The sequence below is a fragment of the Novosphingobium sp. APW14 genome (assembly GCF_032337075.1).
In the GTDB taxonomy this organism is placed as follows: domain Bacteria; phylum Pseudomonadota; class Alphaproteobacteria; order Sphingomonadales; family Sphingomonadaceae; genus Novosphingobium.
In genome coordinates this window covers 193,263-215,788 of sequence record NZ_JAVYAB010000001.1, presented here as the reverse complement: position 1 = coordinate 215,788, position 22,526 = coordinate 193,263, and the positions used below count along the sequence as shown (strand labels likewise).

At 63.5% G+C, this 22,526-nt stretch carries 25 protein-coding genes; 7 read left to right on the top strand and 18 right to left on the bottom strand.

Going from position 1 to position 22,526, the window contains the following annotated elements:
- Positions 1–3 precede the first annotated feature (3 nt).
- A complete protein-coding gene (locus tag RQP55_RS01140; protein WP_315608338.1) occupies positions 4–1,230 on the bottom strand; it encodes an acyl-CoA dehydrogenase family protein in 1,227 nt (408 codons plus the stop codon).
- Between the two features lie 121 nt (positions 1,231–1,351).
- Between RQP55_RS01140 and RQP55_RS01135 the strand changes: the two genes are divergently transcribed.
- Positions 1,352–2,398 carry an amidohydrolase family protein gene (locus RQP55_RS01135; protein WP_315608337.1) on the top strand — a complete coding sequence of 349 codons (1,047 nt, stop codon included), beginning with the start codon at positions 1,352–1,354 and terminating at the stop codon, positions 2,396–2,398.
- 39 nt (positions 2,399–2,437) lie between these two features.
- On the opposite strand, the gene RQP55_RS01130 is transcribed toward RQP55_RS01135, so the two are convergent.
- From RQP55_RS01130 to rpmF, 6 genes are all read right to left on the bottom strand, one after another.
- On the bottom strand, positions 2,438–3,871 hold the full coding sequence (locus RQP55_RS01130) for an NAD-dependent succinate-semialdehyde dehydrogenase (RefSeq protein ID WP_315608336.1): 1,434 nt from the start codon (positions 3,869–3,871) through the stop codon (positions 2,438–2,440).
- Between the two features lie 28 nt (positions 3,872–3,899).
- Positions 3,900–4,304 carry a MerR family transcriptional regulator gene (locus RQP55_RS01125; RefSeq protein WP_315608617.1) on the bottom strand — a complete coding sequence of 135 codons (405 nt, stop codon included), beginning with the start codon at positions 4,302–4,304 and terminating at the stop codon, positions 3,900–3,902.
- Positions 4,305–4,345: 41 nt separating this feature from the next.
- Positions 4,346–4,642 (bottom strand): integration host factor subunit alpha, encoded by a 297-nt coding sequence (locus RQP55_RS01120; protein ID WP_315608335.1) that lies wholly within the window; start codon positions 4,640–4,642, stop codon positions 4,346–4,348.
- A gap of 113 nt (positions 4,643–4,755) precedes the next feature.
- Complete coding sequence (locus RQP55_RS01115; RefSeq protein WP_315608334.1) at positions 4,756–5,724, bottom strand: beta-ketoacyl-ACP synthase III; 969 nt, start codon at positions 5,722–5,724, stop codon at positions 4,756–4,758.
- Positions 5,721–6,773, bottom strand: coding sequence for a phosphate acyltransferase PlsX (plsX, locus tag RQP55_RS01110; protein ID WP_315608333.1), 1,053 nt, complete (start codon positions 6,771–6,773; stop codon positions 5,721–5,723). The genes RQP55_RS01115 and plsX overlap by 4 nt, the downstream gene beginning before the upstream one ends.
- 25 nt (positions 6,774–6,798) lie before the next feature.
- A complete protein-coding gene (rpmF, locus tag RQP55_RS01105) occupies positions 6,799–6,978 on the bottom strand; it encodes a 50S ribosomal protein L32 (protein ID WP_147091317.1) in 180 nt (59 codons plus the stop codon).
- Between the two features lie 149 nt (positions 6,979–7,127).
- Here rpmF and RQP55_RS01100 point away from each other — a divergent pair, with 149 nt between their 5' ends.
- Positions 7,128–7,523 carry an MAPEG family protein gene (locus tag RQP55_RS01100; RefSeq protein WP_315608332.1) on the top strand — a complete coding sequence of 132 codons (396 nt, stop codon included), beginning with the start codon at positions 7,128–7,130 and terminating at the stop codon, positions 7,521–7,523.
- On the opposite strand, the gene RQP55_RS01095 is transcribed toward RQP55_RS01100, so the two are convergent.
- Together RQP55_RS01095 and RQP55_RS01090 are read right to left on the bottom strand one after the other, a co-directional pair.
- Entirely contained in the window at positions 7,524–8,192 is a 669-nt protein-coding gene (locus tag RQP55_RS01095) for an MBL fold metallo-hydrolase (protein WP_315608331.1), read from the bottom strand.
- Between the two features lie 41 nt (positions 8,193–8,233).
- Positions 8,234–8,884 carry a S24 family peptidase gene (locus RQP55_RS01090; protein WP_315608330.1) on the bottom strand — a complete coding sequence of 217 codons (651 nt, stop codon included), beginning with the start codon at positions 8,882–8,884 and terminating at the stop codon, positions 8,234–8,236.
- A gap of 116 nt (positions 8,885–9,000) precedes the next feature.
- On the opposite strand from RQP55_RS01090, the gene RQP55_RS01085 reads away from it, so the two are divergent.
- Entirely contained in the window at positions 9,001–9,189 is a 189-nt protein-coding gene (locus RQP55_RS01085) for a hypothetical protein (RefSeq protein WP_315608329.1), read from the top strand.
- A complete protein-coding gene (locus RQP55_RS01080; RefSeq protein WP_315608328.1) occupies positions 9,179–9,547 on the top strand; it encodes a hypothetical protein in 369 nt (122 codons plus the stop codon). Before RQP55_RS01085 ends, RQP55_RS01080 begins: the two co-directional genes overlap by 11 nt.
- On the opposite strand, the gene RQP55_RS01075 is transcribed toward RQP55_RS01080, so the two are convergent.
- From RQP55_RS01075 to fsa, 8 genes are read right to left on the bottom strand one after another with little or no spacing between them, the layout of a single operon-like run.
- A complete protein-coding gene (locus RQP55_RS01075; RefSeq protein ID WP_315608327.1) occupies positions 9,544–10,482 on the bottom strand; it encodes a D-2-hydroxyacid dehydrogenase in 939 nt (312 codons plus the stop codon). The two genes, RQP55_RS01080 and RQP55_RS01075, sit on opposite strands and share 4 nt — an antisense overlap.
- Complete coding sequence (locus tag RQP55_RS01070; RefSeq protein ID WP_315608326.1) at positions 10,479–10,838, bottom strand: hypothetical protein; 360 nt, start codon at positions 10,836–10,838, stop codon at positions 10,479–10,481. The genes RQP55_RS01075 and RQP55_RS01070 overlap by 4 nt, the downstream gene beginning before the upstream one ends.
- A gap of 53 nt (positions 10,839–10,891) precedes the next feature.
- Positions 10,892–12,367 (bottom strand): cysteine--tRNA ligase, encoded by a 1,476-nt coding sequence (cysS, locus tag RQP55_RS01065; RefSeq protein WP_315608325.1) that lies wholly within the window; start codon positions 12,365–12,367, stop codon positions 10,892–10,894.
- Between the two features lie 31 nt (positions 12,368–12,398).
- Positions 12,399–13,298 (bottom strand): EamA family transporter, encoded by a 900-nt coding sequence (locus tag RQP55_RS01060; RefSeq protein WP_315608324.1) that lies wholly within the window; start codon positions 13,296–13,298, stop codon positions 12,399–12,401.
- Between the two features lie 8 nt (positions 13,299–13,306).
- Positions 13,307–13,978: a nitroreductase gene (locus RQP55_RS01055; protein ID WP_315608323.1), complete on the bottom strand. Its 672-nt coding sequence runs from the start codon at positions 13,976–13,978 to the stop codon at positions 13,307–13,309.
- A 12-nt stretch (positions 13,979–13,990) separates the two neighbouring features.
- Positions 13,991–14,668: a nitroreductase gene (locus RQP55_RS01050; RefSeq protein WP_315608322.1), complete on the bottom strand. Its 678-nt coding sequence runs from the start codon at positions 14,666–14,668 to the stop codon at positions 13,991–13,993.
- Positions 14,669–14,706: 38 nt separating this feature from the next.
- A complete protein-coding gene (cobT, locus tag RQP55_RS01045) occupies positions 14,707–16,521 on the bottom strand; it encodes a cobaltochelatase subunit CobT (protein ID WP_315608321.1) in 1,815 nt (604 codons plus the stop codon).
- Between the two features lie 11 nt (positions 16,522–16,532).
- On the bottom strand, positions 16,533–17,183 hold the full coding sequence (gene fsa, locus RQP55_RS01040) for a fructose-6-phosphate aldolase (protein ID WP_315608320.1): 651 nt from the start codon (positions 17,181–17,183) through the stop codon (positions 16,533–16,535).
- A gap of 97 nt (positions 17,184–17,280) precedes the next feature.
- Between fsa and RQP55_RS01035 the strand changes: the two genes are divergently transcribed.
- Genes RQP55_RS01035 through RQP55_RS01025 form a run of 3 tightly spaced genes read left to right on the top strand, consistent with a single transcriptional unit; the run spans position 17,281 to position 21,643 of the window.
- Positions 17,281–19,446 carry a primosomal protein N' gene (locus RQP55_RS01035; RefSeq protein ID WP_315608319.1) on the top strand — a complete coding sequence of 722 codons (2,166 nt, stop codon included), beginning with the start codon at positions 17,281–17,283 and terminating at the stop codon, positions 19,444–19,446.
- A complete protein-coding gene (locus RQP55_RS01030) occupies positions 19,443–21,017 on the top strand; it encodes a cryptochrome/photolyase family protein (RefSeq protein ID WP_315608318.1) in 1,575 nt (524 codons plus the stop codon). Before RQP55_RS01035 ends, RQP55_RS01030 begins: the two co-directional genes overlap by 4 nt.
- Positions 21,011–21,643, top strand: a complete 633-nt coding sequence (locus RQP55_RS01025) for a glutathione S-transferase (protein WP_315608317.1) — start codon at positions 21,011–21,013, stop codon at positions 21,641–21,643. Before RQP55_RS01030 ends, RQP55_RS01025 begins: the two co-directional genes overlap by 7 nt.
- On the opposite strand, the gene RQP55_RS01020 is transcribed toward RQP55_RS01025, so the two are convergent.
- Positions 21,636–22,523: a type II CAAX endopeptidase family protein gene (locus RQP55_RS01020; protein WP_315608316.1), complete on the bottom strand. Its 888-nt coding sequence runs from the start codon at positions 22,521–22,523 to the stop codon at positions 21,636–21,638. The genes RQP55_RS01025 and RQP55_RS01020 overlap by 8 nt on opposite strands.
- Positions 22,524–22,526 lie beyond the last annotated feature (3 nt).

Genomic DNA, 22,526 nt, shown 5'->3' with positions numbered 1-22,526 from the left:
GGCTTAGCGCTCGTTCATCGCGGAATATTCCTTGATCTTCTGCTTGCCGAGCTGGCTCATGTGCACTTCATCCGGGCCGTCGGCGATGCGAACAAAGCGGTTGAGCGTGAAGAACCGGGCTATCGGTGTGTCATCGCTGACGCCCATTCCGCCATGCATCTGGATGCCGCGGTCGCAAACGGTTTGGGCCATCTGCGGGGCGACAACCTTGATCGCGGCGATCAGGTCCTTCGCCACCTTGTTGCCATGGCGGTCCATCGCGTCTGCCGCCTTGAGCGTCAGCAGGCGGGCCATTTCGATCTCGCAGAAGCTCTTGGCGATATCCTGACGGATCGAGGACTGATCGGCCAGCTTCTTGCCAAAGGCGGTGCGGCTGTCTGCGCGACGGGCCATGATTTCCAGCGCGCGCTGGGCCTGGCCGATCGAGCGCATGCAGTGGTGGATGCGTCCCGGCCCGAGGCGTCCCTGGGCAATCTCGAACCCGCGCCCTTCGCCCAGGATCAGGTTCTCCTTCGGCACGCGGACATTGTCGAACCGCAGTTCGCACTCACCGCCCGGTGAATTGTGCGAACCAAAGACTGTCAGGTGACGGACGATGGTGATCCCCGGCGTAGCCGGCTCAACCAGGATCTGCGAATGCTGGGCATGGCGCGGGGCGTTGAAATCGGTCTTGCCCATCACGATCCAGATCGTGCAGCGCGGGTGCATCGCGTTGGAAATCCACCACTTGCGGCCATTGAGCACATAGTGATCGCCGTCCGGGGTAATCGACAGCTCAAGGTTGGTTGCATCGGACGAGGCAACCTGCGGCTCGGTCATCACATAGGCCGAGCGGATCGTGCCTTCGAGCAAGGGCTTCAGCCACTTTTCCTGCTGCTGCGGGCTGCCGTACTTGGCGAGTACTTCCATGTTGCCGGTGTCGGGCGCCGAGCAATTGAGCACCTGGCTTGCCCAGGGCACACGGCCGAGCAGTTCGGCAATCGGAGCATATTCCAGGTTGGTCAGGCCGGGCGAGAACGCGCCATATTCGTGCGGCAGGAACAGGTTCCACAGGCCCTGCGCCTTTGCCCTGGCCTTGAGGTCCTCCATCCCCGGCCATTCCTGCCAGAGATTGGCGGGATCGGTCACGAAGTCATGATAGGCTTGCTCGTTGGGATAGATGTGCTCGTCCATGAAGGCACCGACCTTCGCCAGCAGAGCCTTGACCTTGTCGCTGTGTTCGAAATTCATCGCCCCATCCCCTCGTCCACATATTTTTAATCGCACGATTAATGCGGGGCCGGTCTGCGCTTGTCAAACCTGCTTGGGGCCATAAGCTGCACCACAAAGAGAACCGGAGAGGAGTGACCCTGTGAGCGAAGCGATCCTGGAGCCCGACCTGCCAATCATCGACCCCCACCACCACCTGTGGGACCTGCGACCGATCATGGGCGCCTTTCCAGAGCCGCTGCACCCCTTCGTCGCCAGCGTCGCGCTATCGCCCTATTACACCTTCAACGAACTGCAGGCAGACACTGCCAGCGGCCACAAGGTGATCGGCACGGTCTTCATGGAATGCGGTGCCTTCTACAAGGCCGGCGCCGGTGACGAGCTGAAGGTTGTGGGCGAGGTTGAGTACGTCAACGGTGTTGCCGCGCAAAGCGCCAGCGGGCTCTATGGCAACCAGCGCCTGTGCCATGCCATCGTTGGCCATGCTGACCTGACGCTGGGCAGCCAGGCCGGCCAAGTGCTGGATGCGCTCACTGCTGCAGGCGGCGGGCGGTTTCGCGGCATTCGCCATGCGGCAGCCTGGGACGCCGACCCGGATGTGCTGGGCCCGCCGTTCCACCACCCGGCCGGGCTCTATCTCGACGCCAAGTTCCGAGAAGGTTTTGCCGAACTGGGCAAGCGCGGGCTCACCTTCGACGCATGGCTGCTGGAGCCGCAGCTGGATGACCTGCTGAGCCTGGCCAAGGCTTTCCCCAACCAGCCGATCGTGCTCGACCACTGCGGCACGCCGCTGGGCATGGGCTCCTACCACGGCAAGCTGCATGAGCGGTTCGATACCTGGCGCGCCAAGATCCGGGCAATCGCCGAATGCCCCAACGTCTCGATCAAGCTGGGTGGCCTCGCCATGTCCTTTGCCGGCCTGCCCGATCACGGACCGGCCGCGGGCCTCTCGTCCGAAACACTGGCGGCCATGTGGCGACCCTATATCGAGACCTGCATCGAGGCTTTCGGCCCGGACCGCGGGATGTTTGAAAGCAATTACCCGGTCGACAAATGGGGCGCGAGTTATCCCGTGCTGTGGAACGCCTTCAAGCGCCTGACGACCGGCGCCAGCGCCGAGGAGAAGCGCGCGCTTTATGCCGGCACTGCAGCCAAATTCTATGGGATCGAGGACCTGCTACCCGCCTGAACCGGTGCCGGGGGTGCCATGCCAGGCACCCCCGCCCGATCAGGCCATGTGGATCGCCTTGGTAACAAGATAGCTTTCCATCCCCTCGACCCCGCCCTCGCTACCGAAGCCTGAGTCCTTGACCCCGCCAAACGGGGAATCCGGCACCGAGATGGCAAAGGTGTTGATCCCGACCATGCCCGATTCCAGCGCATCGCCGATCAGGTTCGCGCGGCGCAGCTGATCGGTGAAGGCAAAGGCAGCGAGGCCATAGGGCAGCCGGTTGGCCTTGGCGATAGCATCGTCCAGATCGGTGAACGGCGCAGCCACCGCCACTGGCCCGAACGGCTCATTCGCCATGATATCGGCGCTGTCCGGCACGTCAGCCAGCAGCGTTGGCTGGAAGAAGAACCCGCCCTTCCCGCGCTCACCACCGGCCATGACGCGCGCGCCTTTGGCAGCGGCATCGGCAACCAAGGCTTCGATCGCTGCTGGACGGCGAACATTTGCCAGCGGCCCCATATTGGTATCGCTTTCCAACCCGCTTCCGACCTTCACCCTTGCCGCGCGCGCAGCAAAGCCTTCGACAAAGCGGTCATAAATGCCCTGCTGGACATAGAACCGGGTCGGCGAAACGCAGACCTGCCCGGCGTTGCGGAACTTCTGCGGCACGACCATGTCGAGCGTCTTTTCCAGGTCGCAATCGTCAAAGACCAGCACCGGGGCATGGCCGCCGAGTTCCATCGTTACGCGCTTCAAGCCATCGGCGGCGAGCCGCATCAGATGCTTGCCCACCGGAACCGATCCGGTGAAGCTGACCTTGCGGATCACGGGCGATGCCAGCAACTGGCGGCTCACCGCATCGGGTATGCCGTGGACCAGCTGGACGACATCAAGCGGCAAGCCAGCATCATAAAGGCAGCGCACCAGCGCGCCGGTACTGCCTGGGGTCTCCTCGGGCGGCTTGGCGATTACCGAGCATCCTGTTGCAAGCGCCGGGGCCAGTTTCTTGGCCAGCAGGTAGACCGGGAAATTCCAGGGACTGAAGGCCGCAACCGGGCCGACCGGCTGTTTGGTCACAAGCGCCCGCTGCCCGGTCGGTCGGACCAGTACGCGCCCGTAAATGCGCGATGCTTCCGCGGCGCACCATTCAAACAGGCTGGCGCTGGATATCACCTCTCCGCGGGCCTCGGCCAGCGGCTTGCCTTGTTCCATGGTCAGGATGCGGGCAATGTGGTCTGCGCGTTCACGCAATAGCGCCGCAGCCTTATTCAAAACGGCGGCGCGCTGTTCGGCCGGGGTTGCCTTCCACAAGGCAAAGCCGCGCTCTACCGCTGCCAGTGCCGCATCAAGATCGGCCGGGCTAGCCAGCGGGACTTCGGCGATTGTTTCGCCACTGGCCGGGTCGACGACGGGGAACAGGTCACGCCCTTCCCCGATCTTCCAGCCGCCATTGATGAACAGCGCCAGGTCGGCGTCGTAAGTCTTTGTCATGGGAATCCTCACTCTCTGAAGAGCAGGATTAGCTGTCGTGCAGCGCCTTGACCAGCGTGGCGCGCAGAGCGATCAGTCGCGCGCGGTGACCAAAGTTATTGGTGGGCGCCGGGCTTTCGACCAAGGCCGCGGCAGCCGGCACCGGAGCAGCGGCAGGTTCAGCCTTGCTCCCCTTCCCCTTCGACAGCGCCTGCCGGGCACCACGCAGCGTAAAGCCTTCGCGATGGACCAACCGATCGATAGTCTCAACCAGGGTGATGTCTTCAGGGCGATAATAACGGCGGCCGCCACTGCGTTTCAGCGGCTTGAGCATCGGGAACTGCTCTTCCCAATACCGCAGCACGTGCTGGCGAATACCAAGCGCCTTGGCGACTTCGCCTATCGTCCGCAGTGCGCCCTCTTCCTTGCCATCGCCAAGCTCCGGGGATGCAATCCCCGGGGCCTGCGATTCGTCAGAAAAGAACGTCTCGTCACTCACCCTTTGGCGATCCGATCCTTCAGCATCTGGCTGGCGCGGAACGTGAGGACGCGGCGCGGCGTGATTGGCACTTCTACGCCGGTCTTCGGGTTACGACCGATCCGCTGCGCCTTGTCACGCAGCAGGAAAGTCCCGAACCCGGAAATCTTCACGTTCTCGCCCTTTTCCAGAGCGTTGCTCATGTGGTCGAGGATTGCTTCAACCATCCCAAGCGATTCTGAGCGGGAAAGGCCCACTTTGCGGTTGATCGCTTCGGCCAAGTCAGCTCGGGTCAACGTGTGCATGGAGCGCATTGCGCCTTTCTCCCCTCGAAGAATTAAAAGCACGACCCGAGCCATCCGTCATAACGATTTTTGGGAACTATGCAATCAAAGCACCTGAAAAACCTGCCTTGATCTGGGGAAAGTCAGAACCGAACGAGGCTGGCTCCCCAGGTGAACCCACCACCCATGGCTTCAAGCATGACCAGATCGCCGGGCTTGATGCGCCCATCCCGAACCGCGGCATCAAGCGCCAGCGGAACCGAAGCCGCCGAGGTGTTGGCGTGGCGATCCACCGTAACCACCACCTTTTCGGGCGGTAATCCGAGCTTCTTGGCCGTGGCATCGAGTATGCGCTGGTTGGCCTGATGCGGCACAACCCAATCGACATCCTCGGGCTTAAAACTGGTGTCGGCCAGGACTTCGCCCAGCACGTCGGCAAGATTGACCACGGCGTGGCGGAAAACCTCGCGGCCTTTCATGCGGATATGGCCGACCGTACCAGTGGTTGAAGGCCCGCCATCGACATAGAGCAGCTCATTATGGGCACCATCGGCGTGGAGACGGCTGGCCAGGATGCCCGGGCCGTCTTCGGCCACTTCGCGGGCCTCCAGCACGATCGCCCCTGCCCCGTCACCAAACAGGACGCAGGTGGTGCGGTCTTCCCAATCGAGGATCCGGCTCATCGTTTCGGCGCCGATCACAAGGGCACGCTCTGCCGCCCCCGTGCGCAGCATCGAATCGGCCACGGTAACGGCATAGAGGAAGCCGGAGCACACCGCGCCAACATCGAAGGCAATCCCCCCTTGGCAACCCAGCCGGTCCTGCACGATCGTGGCCGAAGCCGGGAAAGTCTGGTCGGGCGTGCAAGTCGCAAGGATGATCAGCCCGATATCCTGCGGCGCGATCCCCGCAGCGGCCAGCGCCGCGCGCGCTGCATCGGTCGCCAGGCTGGCCGTGGTTTCACCCTCGCCCGCCAGATGCCGCGAACGAATGCCGGTACGCTCGACAATCCATTCGTCGCTGGTGTCGACACGTTCAGACAGTTCCTGGTTCGAAACAGCGCGGATCGGCAGGGCAGAGCCCGTGCCGACGATGACGGAACGACGCGTCATCCCGCTGCCTTACCGCCGCTGCGGATCGATTCGGCACCAAAGTGCTCCAGCTCGGCGGCAATCCGCTCGGTCAGTTTTTCTTCGAGCAGCCGCGCCGTAACGGCAACGGCGTTGGCCACACCCAGCGCAGAGGCAGAGCCGTGGCTCTTCACGACAATCCCGTTAAGCCCCAGGAAAACCGCGCCGTTGTGGTTGTTGGGATCAAGGTGGTGCTTGAGCAGTTCGGTCGCCGGGCGCGAAATCAGGAACCCGACTTTCGAACGCAGCGAAGAAGCAAAGGAGCGGCGCAGCAGATCGGCGACGAAGCGAGCCGTGCCCTCAATCGCCTTCAGCGCGATATTGCCAGAGAAACCGTCCGTCACCACCACGTCGACATCGCCGCGATTGATCTTGTCTGCTTCGGTAAAACCATCGAACTGCAGCGAAAGTTCACTGTGGCTGTAAAGCTGGGCCGCGGCATCGCGCAGCACGTCAGTGCCCTTGGTTTCCTCGCTGCCGATGTTGAGCAGCCGGACCCGCGGACGATCACGACCGGTAATGATCCGCGAATAGGCCGCTCCCATGATCGAGAATTGGACCAGGTTACGGGCGTCGCATTCGGTGTTGGCGCCCAGATCGAGCATGACCACGTCATTCTCGCCAAGAGTGGGCATCAGAGCTGAGAGCGCCGGCCGGTCAATTCCCGGCATGGTGCGGAGCGCCAGCTTGGCCATGGCCATCAACGCACCGGTGTTGCCCGCGCTGACTGCGGCACCAGCCGCGCCGGTCTTCACGGCGTTGATCGCAAGGCCCATCGACGTGGTCTTGGCGCGGCGCAGCGCCTGAGTCGGCTTCTCATCACCAGCGACGACATCGTCGCAATGGAGGATTTCGGAAGCGGCGCGCAGATTCGGGTGATTATCCAGCGCGGCATTGATCCGCGCTTCATCCCCAACCAGCAGGAATTTGAAACGATCGTGGCGCCGGCGTGCAAGCGCGGCGCCCTCGATCATCACGCGAACGCCCTCATCGCCGCCCATCGCATCGATGGCGATACGCGGCAGGCTCATCGCGCTATCCCCCCGTTAAATGGGCTTAGAGCCCAACGGCGATGACTTCGCGACCGTTGTAGTGGCCACAGGCCGTGCACAGGTTGTGCGGGCGCTTCAGTTCGCCGCAGTTCGAGCATTCGTGGAATGCTTCGACCTTCAGCGCATCGTGGCTGCGGCGCATGCCCCGGCGGGACGGGCTCGTTTTTCTCTTGGGGACAGCCATCGCGGCACCTGTTCCTGAAATTCGTATGGTCGACTAAAGTTGCCGCGCTGGACCAAAGGGCCGGCGGCTGCGAAGGCGCGCCTATAGCGAATATTGCGCGCGTTGCAAGCACCGTCCTGCCCTTTACCGCACCAATAGGGGAGAGAAATATGTTGCTACCCACTACGCTGTCACTGGCCGCTGCCGCAGCGATCATCAACCTCTGGCTCGGCATCCGCTGCGGACAAGTCCGCGGCAAGGCCGGGATCAGCATCGGCACCGGCGGCAATGAGCTGCTGGAGCGGCGGATGCGCGCCCAGCTGAACTTCGTGGAAAACACCCCCTGGGTGCTACTGCTGATCGGTGGAATCGAGCTGGCCGGCAAGGGTGGCCAGTGGCTCGCCATCGTTGGCGCAGTCTATATGCTGGGCCGCGTTGCCCATGGCCTGGGCATGGACGGCACCGGCGCAGTCGCCAAGGGCCGCATGGTCGGCACGCTGATCACCATGCTGTCCCTGCTTGGCCTGGCTACGGTTGCCGTGCTGGTCGTCCTCGGCAAGATGTAATCAGCTGAGAATGTAGTCGCTGACGTAGGCGTTGGTCTTGCGTTCGGCGCCGAAAGTGCTGGTGGGGCCGTGGCCGGGAACAAAGGTCACGTCCTCACCCAGCGGCCAGAGCTTCTGGGTGATCGAATCCACCAACTGCTGGTGATTGCCCTTCGGAAAGTCCGTCCGGCCGATTGAACCGGCAAACAGGACATCCCCAACAATCGCGAAGCGTGAGGGCGCGTGGAAAAAGACCACGTGACCCGGCGTGTGGCCGGGACAATGGATCACATCGAGCTCCAGCTCGCCCACCGTTACCTTGTCACCATCAAGCAGCCAGCGGTTCGGCTCGAACGTTTCGGCATGCATGCCCCAGCGTTTGCCGTCATCATCGAGCTGGGCAATCCAGAACCGGTCTTCCTCATGCGGGCCTTCGATCGGTACGCCCAGCTCTTTGGCCAGAATCCCGGTCTGGCCGCAGTGATCCAGATGCCCGTGCGTGACGAGCAGTTTTTCGATCGTGACGCCGCACTTGGCGACCGCAGCCTTGAGCTGGTCCAGATCACCACCGGGATCGACCAGCGCACCTTTCATCGTCTTGGTGCACCAGATCAGCGAGCAATTCTGCTGGAGCGGCGTGACGGGTACGATCCCCACGCGCATCGGCGGTTCGGCTTTGGTTTCAGTCATGGCCCGAGATTTGGCGTGATGCAGCCCAAAGCGCAACCGGATTAAAGCCGGCCGCTTTTCCAGACCACCCTGCCCACAACCTCAAGCTCATCAGGCGCAAGTGCGATCGGGCGATAGGCCGGATTGTCGCTGACCAGCGTAATCGCGCCGGGGCGGCCAAGGTCAACCCGCTTGACCAGCAGCGCATCGCCGGTGCGGACAACATGGATCCCATCGCGCAAGGGGCGCGGGCTGCGATCAACCAGAATTTCATCCCCGTCGCGCAAAGTGCCCTCCATCGAATCCCCTTCAACCCGGATCGCCGAAAGCATCCGCGGATCGAGCCCCTGCTCCCGCAGCCAGCGGGCTGAAAAGCGGAACGCGCCAATCGGCAGCTCCTCTGCGGCAACGGCACCCGGTCCGGCTGATGCCCCCAGCGCCAGGCGCGGCACATCGACCCAATCACCGCGCAGCGGTTTGGGGGCTTCCGGCAAGGAAATTTCCTCTGGCGCGCCCAGCTCCGCCTCATCCACACCGAAGAACCGGGCGAGCGTGCGTCGATCGGTCTCCTCCAGCTTGCGCGGGCTGCCCTTGCGAATGAACTGTTGAAGATAAGTCGAATTTCTTCCGATCAGGTCAGACAAGGCCGACAAGCTGGCGCCCCGCTCGGTGGCGAGTTGCAGCAGGCGCTGGCGGGGATCGGGGATAACCATCATTTGATCCTACACGATGTATTTTTCCTAGACAAGTAGGATTTCGCCTTCGACATAAGGATTATTCCCAGCTTCGATTCGCGGATCGATGCCCATCGCACAACGGAGACAATGCCATGCTGATACGCCGGATCGAGCAATTCCTGCGCGAAACCGGAATGCCGTGGACCAAGTTCGGCCGCTTGGCCGCGCACGATCCGCGCTTCGTGCAAGACCTGCGGAACGGCCGCACCCCCCGAACTGCGACGGAATTACGAGTGGAACATTTCATGAACACATTTCGGGAGAACCAGCATGCAGCATGATCCAGCCATTCTCCGCACCCTGGCCGCATCGGCCCAGCGTAAGGGCCGCCGCCCCTGGCTATCGCTGCTGTCAGCGCTGTTTGAACTGGGTCAGGGGCAAGCAGAGCTGGTGCGTCATTCAGAGCGGAACTGGGCCAGCGCCACCTTTGCCGGCACGCGCCACAACGTCGTTCTGGCCTTCTCAGGAACAGACGCAATCGCCGCAGGCGAAACGCTGATCGCGGCGCTGCCCGACCACGAGTTTACGGTTCCTGGCCAGTTGGTTGCCGATGCTGCTGTTATCGCGCTTGACCAGACCGCCCTGCCCCAACCGCGGCTGGAGCTGGAATTGGAGCTGCTGCTGCTGGAAGACGCCTAGTATCCGCGCAACAGGTCCATGACCGGCTCCAGTGCCTCGCCCTGGCGATAGCGCTCCAGATTGACGAGGAACCGTTCGACCGAACGGATGAACATCTTGTCCTGCGCGCGGCCCGACAGGTGCATCGTCACATGGGCATTAGGCAGGTCCCACAGCGGATGCTCGGCAGGCAGCGGCTCGGGCGTGGTGACATCGAGAAACGCCGAGTGGATCTGGTTGGCTTTGAGCGCCGCGATCAAAGCATCCTGATCCACCACCTGCCCGCGGGCGATGTTCACCAGCACGGCGTCGCTCTTCATCGCCGCAAGTTCGGCCGCGCCAATCAACCCATCGGTTTCAGGCGTGGCGGGCACGGCCAGGATGACCCAGTCAAACTCACCCAGCTTGGCGCGCCATTGATCAGGCGCCAGCACGTCCGGCCCCGGTGTGCGGCGAACCTTGGTGACTTCGACCCCGAAGGGCGCAAGACGTTCGGCAATCAGCGAACCGATTGCCCCCACGCCGAGCAGCAGCGCCTTGCTGCCAAACAGCTCGCGCTTGCCCGGTGAATCCATCAGCCATTCATGCCGCGACTGGGCATGGACCACCTCGCGATAGCCCTTGGCGACCGTCAGCATGCCCATGACAACATATTCGGCGATGGTGATCGCGTTGATCCCAGCGCCATTCGTAACGGTAACGCCACGCTCGTGCAGCAGCGCGAGCGGCATGTGATCAAGCCCGGCATAGATCGAATTGAGCCACTTCAGGTTGACCGCGCGCCGCGCAGCCTCGGCCATGTCTTCCTTCTTGTAGAGATCGAACCAGCCGATCTCGGCCTGGTCGGCAATATCCAGCAGTTCCTCGGTCGTGGCGAACCAGCGCGGCTCGATCCAGTTTGGCAGGCGCGGTTCAAGGATTGGGCGGGCAATTGCGGAGAGGACGGCAATGGTCATGACGGTTTGAAAGCTCCCCAAAGGGCGAAGGCAAGCACCGGAAGCCCGAACAGGTCAACCCGGGCGATAGTCCGCAAGGGCGCCGGTGAACCCGCGCGCCAAAAGAGCCACAGGAAACCCAACATGGATATAGCCGTCACCAAGCCGGCGACTTGGCGTGCCTCAGGGCGCCAGGCCGCCCAGAGACAGGCTACAACAACCGCCAAAAACAGTGCCGCACGGTGGTGCAGCAGCAAGAATAGGCGATTGTCCGCATTAATCCCGTAAAGCGCGGTGAGCGTGGCAGGACGGAAAAAGGCGAGCGCCGGCATCAGATGCACGAGCGCAAGCGCGATCCAGGCAATAGGTTGCAGCATGCAACTAGACTAGCGCCACCGCGCAGCTTGGCAAGCGGCTGCTTCTGGCGCACTCACTCGCCCAATTTCCAGTCCCAGCCGAGCGGGTCTCCGTCCATCACTTCAACGCCCTGCGCGGCAAGTTCATCGCGCAAGCGGTCCGACGTGGCGAAGTCCTTCGCGGCGCGCGCGTCCTTCCGTTGGGTCAGAACGGTTTCGATCTCGGCTTCAGTGATGGTCGCGGCCTTCGGGCGGATGCGGAGGTCGGCACGCTCGAGCTGATCGAGGCCAAGACCCATGACCCGGTCCATGTGCGATACGGCTGTTGCCACGCATTCAGGCGCGGTTCCCTTGAGGGCAAGGGTCTCTTCCAGCACGGTCAGTGCATCGGCGGTATTGAGATCTCCGGAAACAGCGGCATCGAACCGGGCAACCAAGGCGTTGGTCACACGCTCACGCTCCCAGCTATCGCCCGGTGTCATGCGCCCTTCCTTCAGCTTCTCGGTCCATTTGCGGTGCGCTATGAGCATTCGCTTGAGCCGCGTCAGCGCCGCACCCAGGCCATCCCAACTGAATTCCAACTCGCTGCGGTAATGCGCCTGCAAGCACATCATCCGATAGGCCAGTGGGTGATAGCCCTTGTCGATCAGCAGTTGCAGCCGCAGGAACTCGCCCGAGGACTTGCTCATCTTGCCCGAGCGCTCGACCAGGAAGTTATTGTGCATCCACACGTTCGCGCCGGAATTGGCGGGAACGTTGAGGCCATTGGTGCAGCAAAAGGCCTGATTTTGGGCGATCTCGTTCGGGTGGTGAATCTCGCGGTGATCGATCCCGCCGGTGTGGATGTCGAACGGGAAGCCCAGCACCTGCCCGGACATGACCGAGCATTCCAGATGCCAACCCGGCGCGCCCTTGCCCCATGGCGAATCCCATTCCATCTGCCGCTTTTCGCCCGGCGGGGTCTTGCGCCAGATCGCAAAGTCAGCGGCGTTGCGCTTGCCCTCAACCGCCTCGATCCGCCCTTCCCCATCCTCGGTCTGGGCGCGGGCGAGGCGGCCGTAATCGGCCACGGTCGAGACATCGAAATAGAGCCCACTGTCGAGCTCGTAGCAGTGCTTGTCCGCGATGCTTTTGGCGAAATCGATCATCGCTGGCACGAATTCGGTGGCGATGGTCCACTTGGCCGGCTGTCGGATGTTGAGCGCCTTCACATCGGCCCAATAGGCTTCGGTATAGTGCCGGGCGATGTCCCAGATGGATTGCGCGCGTTCGGCCGCCATCTTCTCCATCTTGTCCTCACCGGCATCGGCATCGTCGGTCAGGTGACCCACGTCGGTGATGTTGATCACATGGGTCAGCTTGTAACCCTTGAAGCTCAGCGTGCGGCCCAGCACGTCGGCAAAGACATAGGCCCGCATGTTGCCGATGTGCGGATAATTGTAGACCGTCGGCCCGCAGGAATAGACGCGCGCCTCACCCGGGTGAACGGGCTGGAACTCTTCCAGCTGGCGGGTCAGGCTGTTGAACAGCTTCAGGGGCGTCGTAGTCATCCCTCGCGCCTTACGCGGGACAGCGGCTTGGTCAAGCCGCCAGCGAGGCGAGCAGCAGCCCCAACCCGGCCATGACGATCAGCAATCCGGCCAGCTCGTGCCGGCTGGTGGCCTTGCCGGTAAGCCGGCCAGCCAGCAGCGCCGCCAATGGCATCTCGATCAGGCCCAGCGTGCGGACATTGGCCGCCGGGGTCAGCGCGAAGGCCGTGAACCAGCAGGCCGAGGCGAAAGCCCCAAGGAAGCCGGCGCCAAGGCTGGTCCGCCAGACCCGCAGGCTGCCGGTAAAGGCTTCGCGATCGCGCGCCACCAGCCACAGGCCAAGCAGCCCGGCCTGGATCGTCAGGCTGATCGCCAGCACGGTCAGCGCGCGGATCAGGAAATCGCCGCCCTCCAGCGCGCCGATCCCGCCGCGAAAGGCAATGGCGGAGAGGCCGAACAAGCCGCCTGCGCCGACGCCTGCGGCAATCATCCGGCCTTCTTTCAGGAGATTGCGATAGTCCCCCGGCTTGACCGAGGCCAACAGCACGCCGGCTGTCACCACTGCGACTGCCAGCCAGGCCAGCGGGCTAAGGTGATCGCCCAGCAGCAGTACGCCAAGCACCGCCACCAGCACCGGCTCGGACTTGATATAGGCATAGGCCACCCCGAACGCGCGCTGGTGCATCACCACCAGCATGAGCGCGGTACCAAGGATCTGGCAAACAGCGCCAAAGGCAGCCCAGGCCATTGCGGGCCTGGTCAGGCCCGGAAGCGACTGGCCGCTCAGCCAAAGCGCGGCCACAAGGAACAGCAGCGCAAAGGGCACTCCAAAAACAAACCGCACCTGGGTCGCTCCCAGCGTGCCGATTGTCTTCGTAAGGTTCGCCTGGGCTCCATTACGAAAGACCTGCGCCGATGCCGCGGCGATCGTTACCGGCACCCACAGCAGCATGGAGAGGCTCAGAAGCCCTCCCAGCGGATCGCTTCATCCAGCGGCGCGCGCGGCACCGGGAAATTGTTGACCGGCGCAGCAGGATCGCGCCAGCCCACTCCCAATCCGCAGAAAAAGATATGATCGTCCGGGATATCGACCACGGCGCGGATCTGTTCCTGATAGATCGCCCAGGCTTCCTGCGGGCAGCTATCCAGCCCTTCCTCGCGCAGCAACAAGCAGACGGTTTGCAGCCACATGCCGATATCCGACCACTGCGGCCGGCCCATATAGCGGGGCGTGTGGATCAGCATCAGCACCGGCGCGCCAAAGGCCTGGAAGTTTCTGGCAAACCACGCAAGGCGGCCCATCTTGTTGTCGCGCGGGATTTCCAGCGCGGCATACATCGCTTCACCCACGCCCTTGCGGCGCTCGGCATAGGCACCGTCGAGTTCGGGCGGATAGATATTGTACTCGGGCCTATGCCGCGCCGGTCCCTCAGGCAGGATCGCTGCAACATCGGCCAGCAGCTTGGCCAGCGGCGCACCCGTAATCACCGTGGCATTCCATGGCTGGGTATTGCCGCCCGATGGGGAATTCTGTGCCTTCTCCAGCACCCGTCGCAGCACGGCCTGATCGACCGGCTTGTCCAGAAACGCCCGCACAGTGCGGCGGCTGGCGACGGCTTCAGAGACGTTCATGCCAAGCCAGTCCTATTGAAAGCCAAGGAACTGGATCTTGCTTTCCAGCGGTTCGCGCTTGCGATCGAACCCGTTCACGGGATCCTCTTCATCGCGATAACCAATGGCGATGCCGCAGAAGAAGATGTGGCTCTCATCCGAAACGCCAAGGAAATCCTTGATCAGCTTGGCGTACATCGAGAGGAATTCCTGCGGGCAGGTATCGAGCCCCTGTTCGCGCAGCAGCAGCATGATGGTCTGCAGCCACATCCCGACGTCCGACCACTGCGGCGGCCCCATCACCCGCGGGAAATAGACCATCAGCACCGCCGGCGCGCCAAACGAGGCGATATTCTGGGCCATGAAATCGCCCCGCGCCGCCTTGTCGCCACGCTCGATATTCATCGCCGCATACATATCGGCACCAACCTGCTGCAGGCGGGCCTTGCACTCGGGCAGCACTTCAGGATCGCTCCACGAGTATTCCTGCGGATTCTGCGGCGGCGTATTCCGCATTTTTTCCTGCAACTGGCGCAGCGGCTCACCGGTCAGGATCGCGCCTTCCCACGGCTGGAAATTACAGCCGGAGGGGGTCCAGCGCGCGGTTTCCATGACCTGCTGCAGGATTTCGAGCGGGACGGGCTTGTCGCTGAAAGACCGGATCGAACGGCGCGACATGACGGCTTCGGTGGTGCTGGTGGCTTTGTTCATGGCGCGTTTAATCGTGCGGTTAAACGCAACGGTCAAGCCTATTCGTCCTCGAACAGGCTAGCCAGCTGCTCGATCATCGTGCCGCCAAGCTGCTCAACGTCCATGATAGTCACGGCGCGGCGGTAATAGCGGGTGACGTCATGGCCGATGCCGATGGCAACGAGCTGGACCGGCGATTGCCGCTCAATCCAGTCAATCACCTTGCGCAGGTGCTGCTCAAGATAGCCCGCCGTGTTGACGCTCAGGGTTGAATCGTCAACCGGCGCACCATCGGAAATGACCATCAGGATGCGGCGGTCTTCTGGCCGTGCGAGCATCCGGGCGTGGGCCCAGAGCAGCGCCTCGCCGTCGATGTTTTCCTTGAGCAGCCCTTCGCGCATCATCAGGCCCAGGTTGCGGCGGCTGCGACGATAGGGCTCGTCGGCCTTCTTGTAGACGATGTGGCGCAGATCGTTGAGGCGGCCCGGCTGGGTCGGCTTGCCGCCCGTGAGCCAGGCTTCGCGGCTTTGCCCACCCTTCCAGGCGCGGGTGGTGAACCCCAGAATCTCGGTCTTTACCCCGCACCGTTCGAGCGTGCGGGCCAGCACGTCGGCGCTGATCGCGGCGATGGAGATAGGCCGCCCGCGCATCGATCCGGAATTGTCGATCAGCAGGGTAACGATCGTGTCCTTGAACTCGACATCGCGCTCAACCTTGTAGGACAGCGACTGGCCGGGCGAGATCACAACGCGGGCCAGCCGCGCGGCATCGAGAATGCCTTCTTCCTGGTCAAAATCCCATGAGCGGTTCTGCTGCGCCATCAGGCGGCGCTGCAGCCGGTTGGCGAGCTTGGTGACGATCCCCTGCAAGCCCTTGAGCTGCGCATCGAGATAGGCGCGCAGCCGGGTCAGCTCTTCCTCATCGCAAAGGTCCTGCGCGGCGACGACTTCGTCGAACTGTTCGGTGAAGACCTTGTAATCAAAGTTGCCCGGAATGTCGGTCCATGGGCGGTTCGGGCGGACCGGAAGCATCCCCTCCTCGCCATCGTCGCCGGCCTCAGCCTCGGCATTGTCGTCCTCGACCTGCTGCTCGACCTCGCCCTCGCCGTCCTCTTCGCCCTCGGTCGGCTCACCGGCGACTTCGCTGGGTGCCTGGTCTTCCTGGCTGTCGCCGGCGTCGGGATTGTCCTCGCTGTCGTCCTCGCCGTCCTGGTCCTCGCCCTCCTCGGGTTCGGCCTCGACTGGCTCGGAGCGGGTCAGCTCAAGGTGCTGCAACATGTCGAGGCTAAGCGCCTGGAATGCCTTCTGGTCATCCAGCGAGAGCGCCAGGGCATCGAAATCGGTCCCGGCGCGCTGCTCGATCCAACCGCGCAGCATATCGGTGCCCTTGCGCGCAGCTTCGGGTACCGGTTGCCCCGTCAGGTGTTCGCGCAGCAGCAGCGACAGCGCCACCGGCAGCGGCACTTCATCCGGGCTGGTGGCGCGAGCGATCGGATCGCCGCCAATCCGCACGGCCATTGCCGCATCGAGATTGTCACGCATCCCGGCATAGGCCTGCGAACCGAGGGCTTCGTAGCGAACCTGTTCGACCAGATCATAACAGGCCCGCGCCGAAGGGTCGCTGGGCGCAGCCTTGGCGTGGAGCGCCTCGTTGTGGTGGCGTAGCTTGAGCGCCATCGAATCCGCATAACCGCGCGCTTCCATCGCCTGTTCGCGCGGCAGGTTGCGGCCCGGCATCGGCACCCGCAGGTTCTTGCCATTGGCCACGGCCATGTCGGCCGTCCACGCCACCTCAAGCTCTGGCTCGTGCGAAATCGCCCGGCTGGCGCCGGTCAGCACGGAACGGAAGCGATCAAGGGGCGTTTCGTCGGCCATCAGCTAGTCGCTCAGATCGATTGGCCCGTCTTGGCCCAATCGGCGAGGAAGCCTTCGATGCCCTTTTCGGTCAGAACATGCTTGAACAGCCCCTTGATGACCGACGGCGGCGCAGTCATCACATCGGCGCCGATCTTGGCGGCTTCGAGCACGTGGATGCCGTGGCGAACCGAGGCGACCAGGATTTCGGTATCGAAGGCATAGTTATCATAGATCAGGCGAATATCGCTGATCAGCTGCATGCCATCAAAGCCGTTGTCATCATGCCGACCGACGAAGGGCGAGACGAAGGTTGCCCCGGCCTTCGCCGCGAGCAGCGCCTGGTTGGCCGAGAAGCAGAGCGTGACATTGACCATTGTGCCGTCGCTGGTCAGCGCCTTGCAGGTCTTGAGACCGTCGATAGTCAGCGGCACCTTGATGCAGACATTATCGGCAATCTTCCGCAGGATTTCCGCCTCGCGCATCATGCCTTCGTGATCGAGCGCGACCACTTCGGCGCTGACCGGTCCGCTGGTGATCCCGCAGATTTCGCGGGTCACTTCGATGAAATCACGACCGGACTTGGCGATCAGCGAGGGATTGGTGGTCACCCCATCGAGCAGGCCGGTGGCGGCCAGTTCCTTGATTTCGGCGATTTCGGCGGTGTCGGCAAAAAACTTCACGGGACAATGCTCCGGCAACGATTCTGCGGATGCTATAGGGAACCCTGCGGCGAGGGCCTAGCCCCCCGCGCGGTTTGTGCGCATAGGGACGCAAGTCATGACCCGCGTCCGCCTTCTTGTCTTCAATCCTGTGCTGTCGGTGCTCGATTACCGGGTGCCGCCGGGCATGGCGATTGAGCTGGGCAGCGTGGTGGTTGCCCCGTTGGGGCCAAGGCAGGTCCTGGGGATTGTCTGGGAGCCGGACCGGCTGGACGGCACCGAAGTGCCCGAGGCAAAACTGCGACCGCTGCTCGAAGCCCTGCCCGTGCCGCCGATCTCCGCGCCGCTGCGGCGGTTGATCGAGTGGACGGCTGACTATTACTGCGCCCCGCTCAATTCGGTGGCTCGGATGATGCTGGGATCGATGGCTGCTCTGCGCGGCGGCGGGACGACCACCGAATATCGCCTCTCGGGCCATGAACCGGCCCGCCTCACCCCGCAGCGCGCGGCCGCATTGGACGCCTTGCAGGGTGAGCAGGCATCGATCCGCGAACTGGCCGAACTGGCCTCGGTCTCGGAAGGCGTACTGCGCGGGATGGTCAACGCCGGCATTCTGGAGCCGGTGACGGTTGATCTTGATCGCGCCTATCCCCGCGCCCGGCCCGACCATGCCCAGCCGGAGCTGTCCGAACTGCAGCAGGCTGCTGCGGACGCTTTCGTTGCCGCGGTTGATAACGGGGGCTTCCAGCCTTTCCTGCTTGATGGCGTGACCGGATCAGGCAAGACCGAATGCTATTTCGAAGCGATCGCCGCCGCGGTTAAGGACAACAGGCAGGTTCTGGTTCTGCTGCCCGAAATCGCCCTGACCGAAAACTTCCTGCGCCGGTTCGAAGCGCGGTTCGGCGTGCCGCCCGTCCTCTGGCATTCCAGCCTCAAGCAAAGCGAGCGGCGGCGGGCCTGGCGGGCGATTGTCTCTGGCGAAGCGCAGGTGGTGGTCGGCGCGCGTTCAGCCCTGTTCATGCCGTTCAGGCAACTTGGCCTGATTGTGGTTGATGAAGCCCACGAGGTTTCGTTCAAGCAGGATGACGGAGTGCGCTATAATGCCCGCGATGTCGCCGTAATCCGCGCGCGGTTCGAGGCGATCCCGGTTATCCTGGCCAGCGCCACCCCGGCGCTGGAATCGCTCCAACTGGCTGAGGCCGGGGTCTATACCAAGATCGACCTGCCTAGCCGTTTCGGCGGGGCCACCCTGCCCCATGTCGAGGTGGTTGACCTGCGCAAGGATGAGCCCCCGCGCCAGCACTGGCTTGCGCCGAGCCTGGTCAAGGCGCTGGAGGAACGCTTGCAGCGCGGTGAGCAGACGCTGCTGTTCCTCAACCGCCGGGGTTATGCGCCGCTGACGCTGTGCCGCCACTGCGGCTATCGTTTCCAGTGCCCCAATTGCTCGGCCTGGCTGGTGGAGCATCGCCTGTCGCGGCGGCTGGCCTGCCACCACTGCGGCCATGCCTCCGAAGTGCCCGAGGCCTGCCCGGAATGCCACACGCCGGACTGTATGGTCGCCTGCGGCCCGGGCGTGGAACGGATCGCGGACGAGGTGACGGCCCTGTTTCCAGAAGCGCGGATCGCCATCGCGACTTCGGACACGCTCAACAACCCGGAGAAGATTGGCGATTTCGTTGCCCGGGCGGAAGGCGGCGCGATCGACGTGATCGTCGGCACCCAGCTCGTCACCAAGGGCTATCACTTCCCCGAACTGACGCTGGTGGGCGTGATCGATGCCGACATGGGCCTTGAAGGCGGCGACCTGCGCGCGGCCGAGCGGACATACCAGCAGATAGCCCAGGTAGCCGGCCGTGCCGGTCGCGGCGTAAAACCCGGCGAAGTGCTGATCCAGACCCGCCATCCCGAAGCCGCCGTCATCGCCGCACTTGCCGCCGGAGACCGCGATGCCTTCTACGCCGCCGAGGCCGAGGCCCGCCGCGATGCCGGCGCGCCGCCATTCGGGCGCTGGGCGGCGATCATCGTTTCCAGCGAGGACGAGGCCGAGGCGCGCGACGCCGCGCGCCAGATCGGCAGTGCCAGCCCGGACTTGCCCGACGTGATGATCCTGGGCCCTGCCCCAGCCCCGCTTTCGCTGCTGCGTGGCCGCTATCGCTATCGCCTGCTGATCAATGCCCGGCGCTCAGCCCAGTTGCAGGACATCATCCGGCAGTGGCTGGGCACCCTGGCCTTTCCGCAGGGCGTGCGGGTTGCCGTCGATATCGATCCCTATTCCTTCGTATGACCGTGCTCGTGCCCATTCTGGGCGATCAGCTTTCGCACGCGCTCGCCAGCCTGCAAGGCTGCGCCAAAAACGACACGATCGTGCTGATGATGGAAGTGGCCGAGGAAGCCACCCACGTTCGCCATCACAAGGCCAAGATCGCGCTGATCTTTTCTGCCATGCGCCATTTCGCGGCAGAACTGCGCGCGGACGGCTGGCAGGTTGATTACATCGGACTGGACGATCCCGAAAATTCAAACAGCTTCACGGGCGAAGTCATCCGCGCTGCCCAGCGCCATGCGCCGCGCCTGATCCGGGTGGTTGAGCCAGGTGACTGGCGGGTTGAACAGGCCATGCTCGATTGGCAGACCTTCACCCCCTGCCCGGTCGAAATCCTGCCCGATAGCCGCTTCCTGTGTTCCCGCGATGAGTTTGCTGGCTGGGCGGCAGGCCGCAAGGAATTGCGGATGGAATTCTTCTACCGCGAAATGCGGCGACGCACGGGCCTGCTGATGGATGGCAAGGACCCGGTGGGCGGCAAGTGGAACTATGACGCCGAAAACCGTTCCGGCCCGCCGCCCGGCCTGAAAGGCCCGCCCCTGCCCAGCTTTGCGCCGGATGGCATAACCGCCGAAGTCATCGATTTGGTTGAAGCACACTTTGCCGATCACTTCGGCGCGCTTGATCGCTTCAACTGGCCGGTCACTGCTGGAGAGGCCGAACTGGCGGCCAGTGCCTTTCTGGCAGAGCGCCTGCCCACTTTTGGCCAGTGGCAGGATGCCATGGTGCGCGGACAGGATTTCCTGTTCCACGCGGTCCTCTCTCCCGCGATCAACCTGGGGCTGCTCGATCCGATCGACCTGTGCCGCCGGGCCGAGGCGGAATATCGTGCGGGGCGTGCGCCGCTGGCCGCAGTTGAAGGCTTTATCCGCCAGCTGATTGGCTGGCGGGAGTACATTCGGGGGGTTTACTGGCTGGAGATGCCGGGGCTGGCCGAGGACAATTTCCTGGAGGCAAACCGCCCGCTGCCGGACTTCTACTGGACCGGCCAGACCGACATGGCCTGCCTGGCCGACTGCGTTCGCACCACCCGCGACAATGCCTATGCCCATCATATCCAGCGGCTGATGGTGCTGGGCAACTTTGCCCTCCTCGCCGGGATCAAGCCGCAGGAGGTGGCCGACTGGTTCCTGGTGGTTTACGCCGATGCCTTTGACTGGGCCGAACTGCCCAACGTGGCCGGTATGGCGCTGTTTGCCGATGGCGGTCGGCTGGCCTCAAAGCCCTATGCCGCGAGCGGCGCCTACATCGACCGGATGAGCACTTACTGCGGATCGTGCCGCTATAAAGTGAAGCTGAAGACCGGGCCGGATGCCTGCCCGTTCAATTCGCTTTACTGGCACTTCCTTGATCGCAACGCAGCCAAGCTGAGCCGCAACATGCGCCTTGCCAATCCCTATGCAACCTGGCGGCGGATGGATGAGAGCAAGCGCGCGGAATATCTTGCCAGCGCAGAAGCCTTCCTGCAGCAATTGCAGCCTGCTGACGCCGGCTGGTCGCGGCAGCACCAAGAGGAGCGTTCCCCATGCTGACTGTCCATCACCTGCGCATCTCGCAATCCGAGCGGATCGTCTGGCTGTGCGAGGAACTGGGGATCGACTACGACCTCAAGCTCTACACCCGGCGCGAGGACAACCGGCTGGCGCCCGACGAATACAAGGCGCTGCACCCGATGGGCATCGCCCCGGTGATCACCGATGGCGATCTGGTCCTGGGCGAAAGCGGCGCGATCTGCGAATACATTGATCGCAAGTACGGCGGCTGCCGCCTGTCACCTGGCGTGGATGATCCTGACTTTGCCGATCACCTGTTCTGGTTCCACTTTTCCAATGCCACCTTCATGACCAACGGCATGATGGGGCTGGTCGCGCAGTCCTTGGGCGCAACCGCGGCGCCGCCCTTCGTCGCCGACCGCGTTGCCAAGGCTTGGGCGATGACCGAGGCTCGACTGGGCGAGGCAGAGTTTTTCGGCGGGCGCAACCTGACCACGGCCGACATCATGATGGGCTTTAACCTGACGACCTCGCGCGCCTTTGGCGGCATGTCGCTGGAGGCCTTCCCGAACATTGCCGCTTACCTGCAACGGATCGGCCAGCGTCCGGCCTATCAGCGGGCCATGGCCAAGGCCGAACCCGGCATGGCGCCGATGCTCAGCTAGGACGGCGCCACGGGGCGGGAACCAGCTTGCCGCCCCTGATTGCCAGCAACAACAGGGTCAGTCCTGCCATAGTCGCGACGACCACCGCCACGGCACTGGCTTCCAGGCCAAAATCGCCGCCGGTCAACCAGTCAGGCCCGATGCGGCGGGTGACTAGCAGGCCGAGTGGAGCCTCTCCTCCCGACACCGGGACCGAGAAAACCCAGCCTTGCGTAAAATTCCACGCCGCGTGGATGCCGATGGCCAACCACAACCGCCGGGTCAGCATATAGGCCGCCCCCAACAGGATCCCGGCTTCCACCGCGATGGCCACGCTCGAATACCAGCTGGCGCCGGGGTTCATGATATGAAGTGCACCGAACAGTGCGGAGGATAGCGCCAGCGCAATCCACGAGCCGAGCCAGGCCTCCAGCTGGCGAAACACGATCCCGCGGAACAGGATTTCCTCGAACACCCCGCTGAACACCGCCATCGCCGCCATTGACCAGAACATGCCAAGGCCGCGGACCCCAAGAATTTCGATGCCGCCCAGCAAGGCGACAATGCCGGTCATGGCCGTGAACAGCAACGCTCCTCCAAGCAGCCCGAGCGATAGTTCACGCCCAGCGCCAACGAATTCTAGCTCGCGGTCCGGGGCGCGCTCGATCCAGCGCTTGTAGCCCTTGTAGGCCCCGATGAAGAGCGCCGCGAGGACCACGGCGGCGATCAGGCGAACCGGTGTGTTCCGCGCTACATCGAGCGCGCCAAACAGCTTGTTGAGCGCAATTGAGCCGAGCCCGCCAACCACCACCATCAGCGCGAAACCGATCAGCAGCAGGCTGGCCGGGTGGGCTATGATGCGACGGGCCAGCGACGGCGCGGCAGGAACTTGTTCGGACATTGA

Excerpts from the sequence above, each read along its gene's own strand:
- RQP55_RS01140 (WP_315608338.1), bottom strand. The coding sequence starts at position 1,230 with ATGAATTTCGAACACAGCGACAAGGTCAAGGCTCTGCTGGCGAAGGTC.
- RQP55_RS01130 (WP_315608336.1), bottom strand. The coding sequence starts at position 3,871 with ATGACAAAGACTTACGACGCCGACCTGGCGCTGTTCATCAATGGCGGC.
- RQP55_RS01120 (WP_315608335.1), bottom strand. The coding sequence starts at position 4,642 with ATGCGCTCCATGCACACGTTGACCCGAGCTGACTTGGCCGAAGCGATC.
- RQP55_RS01115 (WP_315608334.1), bottom strand. The coding sequence starts at position 5,724 with ATGACGCGTCGTTCCGTCATCGTCGGCACGGGCTCTGCCCTGCCGATC.
- plsX (WP_315608333.1), bottom strand. The coding sequence starts at position 6,773 with ATGAGCCTGCCGCGTATCGCCATCGATGCGATGGGCGGCGATGAGGGC.
- rpmF (WP_147091317.1), bottom strand. The coding sequence starts at position 6,978 with ATGGCTGTCCCCAAGAGAAAAACGAGCCCGTCCCGCCGGGGCATGCGC.
- RQP55_RS01100 (WP_315608332.1), top strand. The coding sequence starts at position 7,128 with ATGTTGCTACCCACTACGCTGTCACTGGCCGCTGCCGCAGCGATCATC.
- RQP55_RS01095 (WP_315608331.1), bottom strand. The coding sequence starts at position 8,192 with ATGACTGAAACCAAAGCCGAACCGCCGATGCGCGTGGGGATCGTACCC.
- RQP55_RS01090 (WP_315608330.1), bottom strand. The coding sequence starts at position 8,884 with ATGGTTATCCCCGATCCCCGCCAGCGCCTGCTGCAACTCGCCACCGAG.
- RQP55_RS01085 (WP_315608329.1), top strand. The coding sequence starts at position 9,001 with ATGCTGATACGCCGGATCGAGCAATTCCTGCGCGAAACCGGAATGCCG.
- RQP55_RS01080 (WP_315608328.1), top strand. The coding sequence starts at position 9,179 with ATGCAGCATGATCCAGCCATTCTCCGCACCCTGGCCGCATCGGCCCAG.
- RQP55_RS01075 (WP_315608327.1), bottom strand. The coding sequence starts at position 10,482 with ATGACCATTGCCGTCCTCTCCGCAATTGCCCGCCCAATCCTTGAACCG.
- RQP55_RS01070 (WP_315608326.1), bottom strand. The coding sequence starts at position 10,838 with ATGCTGCAACCTATTGCCTGGATCGCGCTTGCGCTCGTGCATCTGATG.
- cysS (WP_315608325.1), bottom strand. The coding sequence starts at position 12,367 with ATGACTACGACGCCCCTGAAGCTGTTCAACAGCCTGACCCGCCAGCTG.
- RQP55_RS01060 (WP_315608324.1), bottom strand. The coding sequence starts at position 13,298 with ATGCTGCTGTGGGTGCCGGTAACGATCGCCGCGGCATCGGCGCAGGTC.
- RQP55_RS01055 (WP_315608323.1), bottom strand. The coding sequence starts at position 13,978 with ATGAACGTCTCTGAAGCCGTCGCCAGCCGCCGCACTGTGCGGGCGTTT.
- RQP55_RS01050 (WP_315608322.1), bottom strand. The coding sequence starts at position 14,668 with ATGAACAAAGCCACCAGCACCACCGAAGCCGTCATGTCGCGCCGTTCG.
- cobT (WP_315608321.1), bottom strand. The coding sequence starts at position 16,521 with ATGGCCGACGAAACGCCCCTTGATCGCTTCCGTTCCGTGCTGACCGGC.
- RQP55_RS01035 (WP_315608319.1), top strand. The coding sequence starts at position 17,281 with ATGACCCGCGTCCGCCTTCTTGTCTTCAATCCTGTGCTGTCGGTGCTC.
- RQP55_RS01030 (WP_315608318.1), top strand. The coding sequence starts at position 19,443 with ATGACCGTGCTCGTGCCCATTCTGGGCGATCAGCTTTCGCACGCGCTC.
- RQP55_RS01025 (WP_315608317.1), top strand. The coding sequence starts at position 21,011 with ATGCTGACTGTCCATCACCTGCGCATCTCGCAATCCGAGCGGATCGTC.
- RQP55_RS01020 (WP_315608316.1), bottom strand. The coding sequence starts at position 22,523 with ATGTCCGAACAAGTTCCTGCCGCGCCGTCGCTGGCCCGTCGCATCATA.